The 13,639-nt window shown below is 47.1% G+C and carries 8 protein-coding genes; 3 read left to right on the forward strand and 5 right to left on the reverse strand.

Annotated features, from left to right (window positions below; all coding sequences use genetic code 11):
• Nucleotides 1–32: 32 nt before the first annotated feature.
• Together fabD and K1Y79_RS28380 are read right to left on the reverse strand one after the other, a co-directional pair.
• Entirely contained in the window at nucleotides 33–2,399 is a 2,367-nt protein-coding gene (gene fabD, locus K1Y79_RS28375) for an ACP S-malonyltransferase (RefSeq protein WP_220253611.1), read from the reverse strand.
• A gap of 33 nt (nucleotides 2,400–2,432) precedes the next feature.
• Nucleotides 2,433–2,957: a UpxY family transcription antiterminator gene (locus K1Y79_RS28380; protein WP_220253612.1), complete on the reverse strand. Its 525-nt coding sequence runs from the start codon at nucleotides 2,955–2,957 to the stop codon at nucleotides 2,433–2,435.
• Between the two features lie 640 nt (nucleotides 2,958–3,597).
• On the opposite strand from K1Y79_RS28380, the gene K1Y79_RS28385 reads away from it, so the two are divergent.
• The 3 genes from K1Y79_RS28385 (at nucleotide 3,598) to K1Y79_RS28395 (ending at nucleotide 9,157) form a co-directional block, all read left to right on the forward strand.
• Nucleotides 3,598–4,221: an HAD family hydrolase gene (locus tag K1Y79_RS28385; protein WP_220253613.1), complete on the forward strand. Its 624-nt coding sequence runs from the start codon at nucleotides 3,598–3,600 to the stop codon at nucleotides 4,219–4,221.
• A gap of 196 nt (nucleotides 4,222–4,417) precedes the next feature.
• Nucleotides 4,418–7,705 (forward strand): DUF5107 domain-containing protein, encoded by a 3,288-nt coding sequence (locus K1Y79_RS28390; RefSeq protein ID WP_220253614.1) that lies wholly within the window; start codon nucleotides 4,418–4,420, stop codon nucleotides 7,703–7,705.
• A gap of 90 nt (nucleotides 7,706–7,795) precedes the next feature.
• On the forward strand, nucleotides 7,796–9,157 hold the full coding sequence (locus K1Y79_RS28395; protein ID WP_262903209.1) for a sugar porter family MFS transporter: 1,362 nt from the start codon (nucleotides 7,796–7,798) through the stop codon (nucleotides 9,155–9,157).
• A 27-nt stretch (nucleotides 9,158–9,184) separates the two neighbouring features.
• Here the strand turns inward: K1Y79_RS28395 and K1Y79_RS28400 are convergent, their stop codons facing one another.
• The 3 genes from K1Y79_RS28400 to K1Y79_RS28410 form a co-directional block, all read right to left on the reverse strand.
• A complete protein-coding gene (locus K1Y79_RS28400) occupies nucleotides 9,185–9,937 on the reverse strand; it encodes a hypothetical protein (protein WP_220253616.1) in 753 nt (250 codons plus the stop codon).
• A 651-nt stretch (nucleotides 9,938–10,588) separates the two neighbouring features.
• Entirely contained in the window at nucleotides 10,589–12,049 is a 1,461-nt protein-coding gene (locus K1Y79_RS28405; RefSeq protein ID WP_220253617.1) for a glycoside hydrolase family 30 protein, read from the reverse strand.
• Nucleotides 12,050–12,157: 108 nt separating this feature from the next.
• Nucleotides 12,158–13,636, reverse strand: coding sequence for a RagB/SusD family nutrient uptake outer membrane protein (locus K1Y79_RS28410; protein ID WP_220253618.1), 1,479 nt, complete (start codon nucleotides 13,634–13,636; stop codon nucleotides 12,158–12,160).
• Nucleotides 13,637–13,639 lie beyond the last annotated feature (3 nt).

The following is a 13,639-nucleotide window of genomic DNA, read 5'->3' on the forward strand; positions in this document are numbered from 1 at the left end:
TTTGGGATTAAACAGTAATGTGACTGAATGATCTACACCAGCTGAACAGGCTTCCTGATTGGACCAGGTGTAACTGCTGCTGTGGCAGCTCCTGAGGAAAAAGGTGGCGCTGCATAAAAAGTCTGAAGCCAGGCGGCCGCACCATGCATCAGTAATGTGGCCAGTTCATCTCCATGGCGGTTCCTCCAGGTGCTGAGCGGCGTATGCTTGACCCACTGGTTGAATGCCCCCAGGGCAGCGCTCGTATGCACCTGGTAATCTACTTTGGCATCTGCATTACCTGACAAAGCTGCCTGCAGACTATTTGAAAAGTATCTCCTGAAGATCAAACTCATTTTATGCTTCGGTGTCTTTAATGCTTTTTCCAGTTCTGCCGCAGGCAGCTGACCCTTGATTTCCTGGAAGACAGATTCCAGTGACCTCCTGAAATAACGTTCTTCCAGCTGCGTCTTATCCTTCGTATCTATCTGCTCAATAGCATCATATCTTTTATAGAGTTCATACAGCTTAGTTGCCCGGGCGGGGAAGAACAAACCTTTCTTCAGCACCTGTACCTTCGCACCAAATTCAAACATGTCGCCGGCAGGCACATAATCGGTATCCTGAATATTCATCTCCTGCAGCATATCTTTTACAGCACTACTGATGCCCGCTTCGACTGTACATTGATTGATGGAGCCTGTCAGCACGAAGTCAGCGCCAAGTATGAATGAAGCTGCCAGTGTATCAGGTGTTCCAAGACCACCCGCTACTCCTACCCTTACCGGCGTCCGGAATTGATGTATTGCCTGCAGGTCATCTCTTTGCTTACGCATAGCGGGCAGCAACGCATAAGGCATACGTCGGTCGGTATGCCCGGCCGAATCAGCTTCTGTACAGATATCGTCCGCCATAGGGAACGAAGAAGCCCATTCTGCCTGCTCTGCTGTAATAAATCCTTCTGCCACTAATTCCCGTACCAGCTGCTCCGGCGCTGGCTCCAGGAATACCTGTGCTACTTCAGGACGGGATAACTTCACCATCACCTTGTTAACAGCAGTGACATTGCCGTTGACATCTTTCTGTAATCCTTTCAGCCTGTAATAAACGATAGCTTTACTCAATCCGACATAGGCAGCCGCTTCAACAAAACGTATCTCCTGTTGTACAAAAAGCGCTGCCAGTTTAAATTCGGCGACAGGATCTGCGGCCTGATGCCAGAGGTTCATTCCGTAAGGCTGACCAGGACGTACGGCGGCTTTAATCTGTTTGATGGCTGTCTCTACTTCCGTAATGGACAAACCGCCGGTACCGAAGTAGCTCATGTAACCTGCATTTGCCATACGAGTGACAAATGCAACTGAGGAAATACCATAAAACATGGCACCTGCCGCGTAGGCATATTTAGTATTATATGTTTTCCTGAATGCCTCACTGCCCAATGTAGCAGCGGTAGCCTCCAATGCTGCCTTGTCAGCAGTGCCCAATAATTTGGCGTAAGCAGTATTAAAGACTACAGCGTTATCGGCTGCTGGCTTCCTGACTATTGGCGTAACGCCAAAACCGGCAGCAGGCATCGGGTCTGCAATAATAAAATCCTTCATTTTCGTCAGCACATCTCCCGGTCCTACTTCATAAAGATCTACTTCGCCATGCGCCAGCACATAACTTACACTTTCATACCATTTCACCGGGCTGGTAATCTGTGCGGCCAGCCATTCTATCAGTACTGCCGGGGTATAGGGCCTTGCCGTATAGTTGGCAATCACGGGTATCTCCGGTGCATTGAAAGTAAATTGCTGTATATATTGACGAAAGGCATCTCCAGCCGTTTTCATATAACGGGAATGAAAAGCGCCACTCACATTCAGCGGATAATATAATTTAGCACCCTTACGCTCAAACAACGCCTGCGCTGCAGCAATATCATCCTTTGTTCCAGAGATCACAATCTGTTCAGCAGAGTTGTAATTGGCAATATCCATATTGGTGTATCCGTTATCCGCCAATAGTTGCTCTACTACGTTTAGCTTTAATCCGATCAACGCCGCCATACCTCCATTCTTGACTTGCCCCATTATTTCGGCGCGTCGTTTTACGAGCTGTAAGCCTGTCTCAAAAGAAAACACGCTGGCTGCAAATAGTGCTACATATTCCCCAAGACTATGTCCTAATACAAATTCAGGCGCTGACTCCTGTTCGATCCTGTCCAGATATGACAAGGCATTCACCACATACAGCGCCGGCTGGGTGTAGGTAGTTTCATTCAATAATCTGTCAGGATTTTCAACACAAAGGCGTTCAATATCATAGCCTAGTATATTACTTGCAGCGCTTGTCTGTGCAGGATACTTTTCAAAGAGTTCCTTACCCATTCCTTTTCGCTGTGATCCTTGTCCGGGGAATAAAAATGCTTTCATAAACAAAGTTGTGGTTAATTAAATAATGGATGTTTAGTCCAATCTTTCAAGTTGATCGCTCTCAATTTCTACAGATACCGCCTGACTGATTGCCGCCAGCTTTAACACGAATCTCATCTGTCCGGATTTTCGCATTAGTATACCTTCCATCCCGGTGAAGATGCCCGACGTGATCCTGACACGGTCGCCAACACAGTAATAATATTCAAGCGAAATATCTTTACCCTTTTCTTCTATTTTCCTGATATGCTCTATTTCACGTTCACTGATGCTTACTGGCTGGCCGCTGAAAGAAACCAGTGAAAGCACGCCTGGTATACCCAGAATATCAACCTTATGCAACAATTTAATCTTAACGAAAATGTAGTTTGGAAACAGTGGTATTTCAATCTTTTTTAGCCGGTCACTCCACTTGCGGATCTCCTTTCGCATAGGCAGATAATGCTCTATCTGCTGGTCAATGATTTCCTTTGCTACCTTCCTTTCAAAATTTGCACGCGTGTAAGCGACATACCACTTAGTGTCTACTAATGTGATAATTGGTGTTTCGTTCTTCATATAAACAGGGGTTCAGTAAAATAAAGTTCTCCTACACGATTTGTTCAACACAAGATCATGCAGGTGGAATTTATAAAGCGTGGGAAATATTATCGGCGCAGAAAGTTAAGGCCGGAAGAGTTGCGGTACTACTCATTCCCAGTATTACAATGTAACAATTGGTCTTTAATGATATCCGGGCAAATATGCTTCGCCCAATTATGTCACAGAGACATATTAGTTGTTCAAAATAGGGTAGCTGAAATCTTTAATTATTGCTGATTTCCAGGGTTTCCATTTCCTAAGCAGCTAACGTTGGGTTATCATCACTGGGTTACACTACAGATATCTTCTTGCTGCTTAATCAGAATATCAACTAAGTCTAAAATTAGCATAATAAAATTAAACAAACAAGTAGATAAATCCGATTTCCCGTTAAATTAACATCATATATTTCTCAACTACACACATTTAAATAAAATCATCTTCATTATGAAATGGGATCGCACTTGACCTGCTTTTATCTAATTGCCTGCAAACAGATCATCGTTCGCATTTTTTGAAACTATTTTGACGCGGTGTTAGGAAAAAAGCAACAGGTTGCATAAATTTTGCTATAGAATGCGTCAGTTATAATTTATTTGTCATTTACCTTTAATATATGCAGCAGAATAAACAAATCACCACATTGTTCCTCGATATAGGCGGCGTACTATTGAGCAATGGATGGGACCGCGCCGCCAGAAGAGAAGCAGCCACCAGGTTTTCACTGGAACTTCCCGAGCTGGAAGAACGGCATCACCTGACTTTTGACACTTATGAGGAAGGTAAACTTACCTTGGATGAATACTTGAAAAGAACCGTGTTTTACGAACCCAGAAACTTCACGGAAGACGAATTTAAAATGTTCATGTATTCACGTACCACACCTATTCCGGAAATGATCGAACTGGTATGTAAGATCAAAGAAAAATATGGTGTTAAGATTGCCATTGTCAATAACGAAGGCAGAGAACTGAACGAATACCGCATCCGTCAGTTTGGGATCAACAAATTTGTGGACTTCTTTATCTCTTCCTGCTTCGTTCACTTCAGGAAGCCGGATGCAGATATCTGGAAGATTGCGTTGGATATTGCCCTTGTCAATCCTGAGGAAGTACTGTACATCGATGACAGGGCCATGTTTGTGGCTGTGGCAGAAGGACTGGGCATCAATGGTCATCAGCATATAACTTACGAAGCTACCCGAGACCTCCTTGCCAGCTATGGTTTTGTAGTAGAATAATCTTGCTAAAACAATCCCCGTTTATACCGTCATCAAACCGTATGTATCCATCAAAAGATGTGGAAGTATCGGTTTGATGACGGTATTTTCATGTCATGGCCGTAATAAAATCCATCAATTTAATAAGAATCACTATTCCCGGGCTTCCTGCGATAAACGAAATTTGATCATATCAATCATCATTATAATTCCACATATGGAAGTGACAGTCCGGATCGAAAAAGTATCCCTCCCCACTTACAGTACAGGCACTCCCGAGAAACATCCCATGTTCCTGGAAAAAAGAGTATATCAGGGCAGCAGCGGGGTTGTATATCCACACCCGGTTATTGAGCAGATAGCCAACGAGAAAAGCCCGCAGGAATACACTGCTGTCTTCCTGGAAAATGAATTTCTGCTTATCATGATCCTGCCGGAACTCGGCGGACGTATACAGCGAGCTTACGACAAGATCAGGCAACGCGACTTCGTATATTATAACCAGGTCATCAAGCCTGCACTGGTTGGACTAGCCGGCCCCTGGATATCAGGCGGTATTGAGTTCAACTGGCCACAACACCATCGGCCCAGTACCTTTCAGCCGGTAGATTACACTGTAGAAGAAAATACTGACGGTAGCAAAACTGTATGGGTCAATGAGGTGGAAGTAATGTTTCGCACCAAAGGTATGGCGGGCTTCACCCTCTATACAGACAAGGCATACCTTGAGATCAAAGGACGCCTTTTTAACCGTACACTGTTTCCGCAAACCTTCCTTTGGTGGGCCAATCCGGCCGTAAAAGTGAATGACCACTACCAGTCCGTTTTCCCCCCTGACGTGTATGCCGTATTTGATCACGGCAAGCGCGATGTGTCAGATTTCCCTATAGCTACGGGCACCTATTACAAAGTAGATTATGCACCTGGTACGGATATTTCCCGCTACCATACTATACCAGTGCCTACTTCCTATATGGCCATCCGTTCCAGCTACGACTTTATCGGCTGCTATGAACATGATACGCAGGCTGGCATGCTACACGTAGCCGATCATCATGTATCTCCCGGTAAAAAACAGTGGACCTGGGGCAATGGTGATTTCGGATATGCCTGGGACAGGAACCTGACAGACGAAGATGGTCCCTATATCGAACTGATGACAGGCATGTTCACAGACAATCAACCTGACTTTTCCTGGCTGCAGCCCAATGAAGGCAAAACCTTTGAGCAATACTTCATGCCATATGCTCAAACCGGTGTGGTAAAGAATGCCACGAAAGAGGCATTATTGAATATGGAATGGGAAGGTCAGCAACTCAATATCAAAGTGTACACGACTGCTGCTTACCCGGATGCCCGCATACAGGTGTTGCGGGAAGGTGATGAAGTAGATAGCTTCTTAGCCGACCTATCTCCTTACAAACCCTTTACGGCTATTCATCACAGCCATGCACCTGTTGTTCCTCAACAATGGAAAGTAATAGTAAATGATAACAATGGACGCCAGCTCGTATCCTGGCAACCCTCTAAGCCTGTGGAGCAGGAAATCCCTGCGCCGGCATCTGCGGCTAAACTGCCACAGGATATAGAACAGGTGGAAGATCTCTACCTGAATGGTCATCACCTGGAACAATACCGCCATGCTACCTTTAGTCCGGCAGACTATTACGAAGAAGGATTAAGAAGGAGTCCGGGAGACATCCGCTGTAACAATGCCATGGGACTACTACTGTTGCGCCACGGACAGTTCAGCAAAGCGATCCCTTACTTTGATACTGCCATCAGCACTATGACCAGCCGTAATCCAAACCCATATGACGGTGAGGCTTACTATAATCTGGGTTGCGCACGCTTATTAACCGGGCAGCCGGAAGCAGCATACGCTGCCTTCTTCAAAGCTACCTGGAACGATGCCTGGCAGCCTAGCAGCTTCCTGATGCTTGCCCGTATAGCGGCGGCCTGGAATAAATGGAACGATGCGCTCGCCCATGTTGACAAATCACTTATACGCAACTACCACAACCATACTGCACGTCACCTGAAAACGATCATCCTCCGGGAAAAAGGATTGACTACTGAAGCAGTGGACTTTGCAAAAGCATCCCTGCAAATAGATCCTTTTAACTACGGTTGCCTGTTTGAATGGTTCAGCGTCACGCAGGACGCCAGCATCTTAAAACGCATGCACCAGCTGATGCGCCGCGCTGTCAATAACTACCTGGAACTGTCGCTCGATTACGCCTACGCAGGTTGCTATCATACGGCTATCGCCCTCTTGCAGTCGTATATCGACCATCACCATTCAGCTTCTCCCCTGTTGTACTATTATATGGGCTGGTTTGCCTCCCACAACAACGATACGCAACAAGCATTGGACTATTACCAGAAAGGGGCTGCTGAATCGCCGGATTACTGCTTTCCGAATAAGATAGAAGAAATACTGATCCTGCAGGATGTCATGCACTACAATGCATCCGATGCGAAAGCTGCTTATTACCTGGGTAATCTTTGGTATGACAAACGCCAATATAAAGAAGCTATCACCTGCTGGGAACTTTCTGCGGAGCTTGACGATACTTACCCTACTGTATTCAGAAATCTATCACTTGCTTATTATAACAAGCTCCAACAGCCGGCGGCGGCAATCGTGGCTATGGAAAAGGCATTCTCACTTGCGCCTGACGACGCACGTATTCTCATGGAACTGGATCAGCTGTATAAGATAACCGGCAGATCTTCCAAGGAAAGACTAACGCTGCTGGAGAACAAACTAGCAATGGTTGAAAGCAGAGACGATCTGTATCTGGAAAGAATAACACTCTATAATAACCTGGGGCAATTTGAGCAGGCGCGCGGGTTGCTTTCGCAACGACAATTCCATCCATGGGAAGGCGGGGAAGGAAAGGTAGTCGGACAATTTATTCTTTGTCACACCGCACTTGCCAGGCAAGCCTTGGAGCGGCACGAATATGAGACGGCGTTGACACTACTTCAGGCGCTGGACCGTTATCCGGAAAACCTTGGCGAAGGAAAGCTTTTTGGGGCGCAGGAAAATGATATAAATTACCTCCTGGGATGTGCATACGCAGGTCTCGGACAAACAGCTGCCGCCACAGAACGCTTTATAGCCGCTACTGTCGGTATCAGTGAACCAGTACAGGCTATCTACTATAATGATCCGCAGCCAGACAAGATCGTATACCAGGCGCTCGCATGGCAGCAACTTGGTCAGCCCGGCAAAGCGGCACAAATATTTGAACGCTTGATACAGTTTGGTAAAGCCCACCTGCATGATACTATCCGCATAGACTACTTTGCTGTATCCCTACCTGACATGCTGGTATTTGACATTGATCTGAGTCAGCGCAACCGTATACACTGTCTTTACCTGATAGGCCTGGGATACCTCGGACTTCAGCAGGAACAGGAAGGTCAGCAGTATATCCATGAAGTACTAAAATTGGACCTCAATCACCAGGGTGCTACCTTTCATCCGTTCACTTAGTCGGGTGCATGCCCACTACGAACAGCCACAGGCGCGCTGCTGCCTGTTGCCAGCAGTCATAGCCCTACCCTGCCGTTGCTCTCCGATAAATTGATTACTTTAAACGTACACCGGATTTCCGTTATGAAACAAGCTTCGTTCAATAGTTCATATATTCTCGGCATATCATTCATTTCTGCCCTGGGGGGCTATCTGTTTGGCTTTGACTTTGCCGTCATTGCCGGAGCCCTTCCTTTCCTACAACAACAATTCGGACTGGATGCCTACTGGGAGGGATTTGCTACTGGTAGTTTAGCCTTAGGTGCCATTATCGGTTGTATCATTGCCGGTGCAATGGCTGACAAATACGGCCGTAAAAAGGGCCTTATAATGGCTTCTGCCATCTTCGGCCTCTCTTCTGTCGCTATGGCGCTGGCACCGGACAGAAACATCTTTATTGCCTTTCGTTTTGTCGCCGGTATAGGTGTCGGTATGGCCTCTATGCTATCACCGATGTATATTGCTGAAGTGTCCCCGGCGCATCTGCGTGGCCGCATGGTGGCCATTAACCAGCTGACAATCGTGACCGGTATCCTGGTGACCAATGTGATCAACTATACCTTGCGTAACCAGGGTGAGGATGCCTGGCGATGGATGTTTGGTCTGGGCCTTATACCGTCTCTTCTCTTCTTCATTGGCGCACTCTGGCTGCCCGAGAGTCCGCGTTGGCTGGTACAGGCCGGGAAGTCTGCTCAGGCCCGCACCATTCTGCAGCGTATCGGAGGAGAAAACTTTGCGGATGCTTCCTTAACAACAATTAAAGTTTCACTTTCCGGGAATGAGCGTGTAAGCTACGGACATATCTTCCGGAAAGCCGTATTGCCTGCGGTGATTGTAGGTATCATCCTGGCTGTCTTTCAGCAGTTCTGCGGCATCAATGTCGTATTTAATTATACCCCCCGTATCTTCAGCAGTATCGGTGTGTCGCAGGATGGGCAATTACTGCAGACCGTCTTTATCGGTGGTGTAAACCTGGTCTTTACAATACTGGCCATGATCCTGGTAGATAAACTGGGACGTAAACCGCTGATGCTGATCGGGGCCGGCGGATTGACTATCCTGTATATCGTAGTTGTAAGAATGCTGGCGGCAGGTTCTGAGCACGTGTCCTGGTATCTGCTGGCGGCAATTGGTACTTATGCCATGTCACTTGCGCCGGTAACCTGGGTACTCATTGCAGAGATCTTCCCTAATAAAATCCGTAGCACTGCCACTTCCTTCGCGGTACTCTGTCTGTGGGCGGCTTACTTTGTGTTAGTATTTACGTTCCCGATATTGTTTGACAAACTCAGAGATAGTACATTTTATATTTATGCGGGAATTTGCCTGGCGGGCTTTGTGTTTATCTGGCGGAATGTGCGCGAGACGAAAGGAAAGACGTTAGAAGAACTTGAGGGAGTGATGATGCATTAGCGGACCGCCCGTCGCTGGTGAGTGCTATTAATCATGCCACTTTGGTTCTTTAATTTCCAGCTTGTCGCCTATACGGATCAGCAGGTTGTACATATCTGCATAAGTGACAGACTTCGCCTTTCTTTTGCCCAATTCCTTTTCAAGATACTCGTAATAGCGTAACGCACCCGGATTATCAGCCAGTGCTTTAATCACTAATTTCCTGTGAACGCTGATATTACCGGCATCTGAAATAAAAGTGTCGGCGTCCGTATCGGTATTACTAAGTCTGGAGAGTGTAGCATCTACTCTTTCTATGGTAGTGTACTGCTGGAAGAATTGTCTCGCACATACCTCATAGAACTGATGGATGTAATTGATAAAATACATCTTTTCCTGTTCGGTATTTACGGCAAGCATATAGTTCTTCATGTTCAGACCTGTATTATGTTCAATCATCTGGCGGAAGCAGTTACCTTGAATGGTATAACTATTATGAGCAGCTACTCCGGAGGCGTTGCTAAGGATCTCTTCTACCTTATGAAAGGCGATCTGTGCCTGAGGCAGGGCAAACTCGGTGAATGCTTTATATTGGCCGTTGGTATGGATGGTCTGATATAGGTAGATAATCTCTTCACGGTCGCGTTTAGGTCTCCTGAAAGTGTAAGTAGTAACAAATCCATCAGACTGTAATTCACAACTAAAACCATATTTATTAAAGGCATTCTCCAACGTATCCTGTGCATGTAACTGCAGGGCAGAAAAACAAGAAGCCATCGCAAGAACTAAAGGACTCTTCATAGGTTCATATCTTAATCAGCGCTTACTGGCAATACGCTACTACAAATATACGTAGTTTTCAAGCACTTGTATACCTCACGATAATTGACCCTTACTCATCAATCAGAATACACCACCCTAAAGCAATACATCGATCACTAAACATCAATATAACAAGTATGCTGCCCTACCCAGCTACTCCAGCTACTCCAGCTACTCAGCTACCTCAACTACAATTATCCTCCATGGTATACGCATCAGCCAGCATCACCATAAGACACTCCTATCACTACCTTATCAATACCTTATCACCACCTATCACTACCCTATCAATACCTTATCACCACCTATCACTACCCTATCAATACCTTATCATTTACACACTTCTAACAGCCCTCCTAACAACAAAGCCCACCAATAATAAGCAGCGGCATCAGATGGTAAAGCGGACCTTAGCCCGTTCCCTGCACTAAGGTGCTGCCCAATAGCCCCACAACGCCTGCAAAACCACCCCCCCTACCATAGACTTCCAACGGGCGTCAGTCTGCGACACCATCTGATGCCAACGCGAAATTATAACTACTCACCACTCCTATCACAGCCTCCAACGCGACTACCATAAATGCAAACGACGCCAGTGAAACCACCAGCGCTGCTACACAATGAAGTCAGTTACTGCCAGACCAGCGTTACCACTGCTCCTGGCTTCAGCGCATAACTCACTACCGCCCCCTCCTTCACCGAAAACACCTTTTCTTCTTTCGTCGTATTCATCACCACCATCACACGTGAACCATCTGTATTCAGGAACGCAACATTTTCAAGACCTTTATCCGCAACAGCCGATGAATAAATCCGTTTAGCACCCGGACGTACAAATTTGCTGAAATGTGCAATCGCATAATATTCGACATTCCTGGTGACTGCGCCATCCCTGGAATTGATTGTTACTACACCCCTGCAAGTCATACAACCGCGGTTACCTTCACCGGTGCCCGGCTGGTTGGTAGTAGGACCATTCCGCTCGTCCAGTGCCATATTCCACAAAAGGACGTTCTTAGACCAGTTGTTAACGGTACCGATAAACAACTGACGCACCATAAACTGCAGGTTATCTGCAAATGCCGGCGACCAGCTACCGCCTGAACATTCTGTGAAGTACAATCCTTTCTCGGGATGTGCATCATGTACAAGGGACATTGCACCTACCGCACCTTCATAACAATGGAAAGCTGCGCCGGCAGTGTATTTAGCTATAGCGCTGTCGTCGAGGATGGATATAGGATATTCCGGACTATTCCAGTTGTGATCAAATAACATCACAGCTGTTTGTTGCTGCAGCCCTTCCTTTTCCAGTAATGGTCCCAGGTGTTCTTTAATAAACGTACCCTGCTCTGGCGCTGTCATCTTCATGGTTGGGTATAAAGCTTCGTACTGCGGCTCATTTTGTATGGTAAGCGCCGTGATCTTTATGCCTTCCGCTGCAAAGGCGCGCAGGTACTTTACGAAGTAGCGCGCATACACGTCATATGCATCCGGACGTAAGGAACCACCTTCCAGCTTACCGCTGGTTTTCATCCATGCCGGCGCACTCCATGGACTGCCCATGATATGTATGTTGGGGTTGATACCGCTGATCTGCCTGAGAATAGGTACTACTTCTTTCTCATCACGGGCGATACTAAAATGCTGCAGGGAATCATCACGTTCTCCTGCCGGTATATCGTTATAGGTGTATGGACCTGTGGAGAAGTCGGATGCGCCGATAGACATACGGATATAGTTCATCCCTAGGCCGGTAGTGGTGCCGAAGAGCTCTTCCAATAGTGCCTGCCGCTTATCGGGCGACATATAATTCTGCATTACATAGGCGGAGGAGCCGGTGACGGAAGCACCGAAGCCTTCTATCTCCTGAAACTGGCGGCTGCTATCCATCACTATGTTGATGGTTGCCGTATCCGGTACTTTGCCTAAGGCGGCCTGCTGTGCAAACAGGGCCTGTTGGTCGGCCGTTGTCAGGTATACACTGACAGAGTCGTTGTTTCGCTTATCGCCTTGCTGTTGTGTTCCACTGTTGCAGGCTGCCAGGAATGCGGCGCAGCAACAGGTATACATCCATAGTTTTCTGTTCATAATAGCAGTATTTTTCCGGTAAAACTGATTTTATAGACAAAAAGAAGGTCCCGTCTCTGCGGAGACGAGACCTTACTTTTTCGTTAACGCTATCTTATATCCTACTTGTTAATAGCCTTCGTTCTGTACGAGGTTGGCATTCTGGTCCATCTCGCTCTGTGGGATTGGCCATAGTAAACTCTCTGGTGTAAGTCTATAACCCAGGTTGACGCCTTTGCCGTCTGTTACGGCCTGCATTACCGGAATAGCACGGTCTGTGCGTACCAGGTCATGCCAGCGTATACCTTCAAATGCCAGTTCCAGGCGACGTTCTTTCTCTATAGCCAGGCGCATTGCTGCCTGGTCTGTGATTTCAAGCGGCTTGAGGTGTGCGCGTTCGCGGATCTGTGTTACGATAGTATTAGCTGCGCCCACATTACCCTGTTCGTTCAGTGCTTCTGCTTTCAGCAGCAGCACGTCGGCCAGCCTGTACATGATGATGTTCTGCGTAGCATCGGTCTTACGCATCTTGTAGAAGAACGGAAAACTATCCAGGGACAAGCGCGCATCTCCCCACTTACCATTGACATTGGCAAAGGTGATGGTAGATTTGAAGCGCACAGTATCTTTCTCATACTGGTAAGCACGGATCAGGTCATTGCTGGGGTTGCAGAACTTCTTCCAGTCTGTACCCAGGAACATACTGGTGCCCCAGTTACCACCAGTGTCCCAGCCAGCGAAGTTCAACTCGAAGATGGCTTCGGCAGAGTTTTCATGCGCGCCATCCCACAGGTGGTCGTACACCGGTAGCAGTGTATAGCCCAGTGCAGTTACCTGGTTGGTGTAATTTTCTACTTGAGCCCAGTTGATGGGCTTATGCGTAGCTGCTACTTTCGCCAGCAGTGTATATACTGCGCCCTTCGTTACAAATCCTTTGTTTGCAGCGGATACAGGTACAACTTCCGCAGCCGCTTTCAGGTCTGCATCAATCTGCGCATATACACTGTCTGCACTCTTACGTGCAGGGTACAGCAACGGATATATCTCTTCCAGGTTATCGGCTGTGATAGTAGGCAGCTCTGTCAGCACCAGCGGCAGGTCACCAAATATTCTGACAAGGTCAAAATAGGCGCGTGCACGGATGAATTGTGCTTCCCCTACTATCTGCGCTTTGCGGTTAGCCGTCAGCGCCGGATCTGTTACTTTCGGCACATTAGCAATTACAGCGTTGCAGGCAGTGATCTGATTGTACAGATAACCCCAGTCACGGCTTGCCCAGGCATTGGTTGACAGTAAGCGGAACTCGTCAATCTCAAAACCGGCAGCATTGTCTGCGCCGGCATAGGCATTGTCAGACTGTGCATCCCCGATGTTGAAATAATCAAGTACATAATATTCAGAAGATCCGCTGCGGAAGAAGGCATAACAGCTGTTCAACGCTGCTTCGGCAGTTGTGGCATCTTTGATATAAGAACCCGCAGTACCCTGTCCGTCGTTACCCACAATCGTATTGGACGGCGGCGTCAGGTTCAGGTCTTTGTTACATGCGCCCAGCGCCAGTGACACCAGGGCGGCAGATATGATAAAGAGACGATTCGTTTTTTTCATAAC

The sequence above is a fragment of the Chitinophaga rhizophila genome, from assembly GCF_019492185.1.
Taxonomy (GTDB): domain Bacteria; phylum Bacteroidota; class Bacteroidia; order Chitinophagales; family Chitinophagaceae; genus Chitinophaga; species Chitinophaga rhizophila.

Coding starts and splice junctions, on each gene's coding strand:
- K1Y79_RS28380 (WP_220253612.1), bottom strand. CDS start 2,957: ATGAAGAACGAAACACCAATTATCACATTAGTAGACACTAAGTGGTAT.
- K1Y79_RS28390 (WP_220253614.1), top strand. CDS start 4,418: ATGGAAGTGACAGTCCGGATCGAAAAAGTATCCCTCCCCACTTACAGT.
- K1Y79_RS28405 (WP_220253617.1), bottom strand. CDS start 12,049: ATGAACAGAAAACTATGGATGTATACCTGTTGCTGCGCCGCATTCCTG.
- K1Y79_RS28410 (WP_220253618.1), bottom strand. CDS start 13,636: ATGAAAAAAACGAATCGTCTCTTTATCATATCTGCCGCCCTGGTGTCA.
- K1Y79_RS28385 (WP_220253613.1), top strand. CDS start 3,598: ATGCAGCAGAATAAACAAATCACCACATTGTTCCTCGATATAGGCGGC.
- fabD (WP_220253611.1), bottom strand. CDS start 2,399: ATGAAAGCATTTTTATTCCCCGGACAAGGATCACAGCGAAAAGGAATG.
- K1Y79_RS28400 (WP_220253616.1), bottom strand. CDS start 9,937: ATGAAGAGTCCTTTAGTTCTTGCGATGGCTTCTTGTTTTTCTGCCCTG.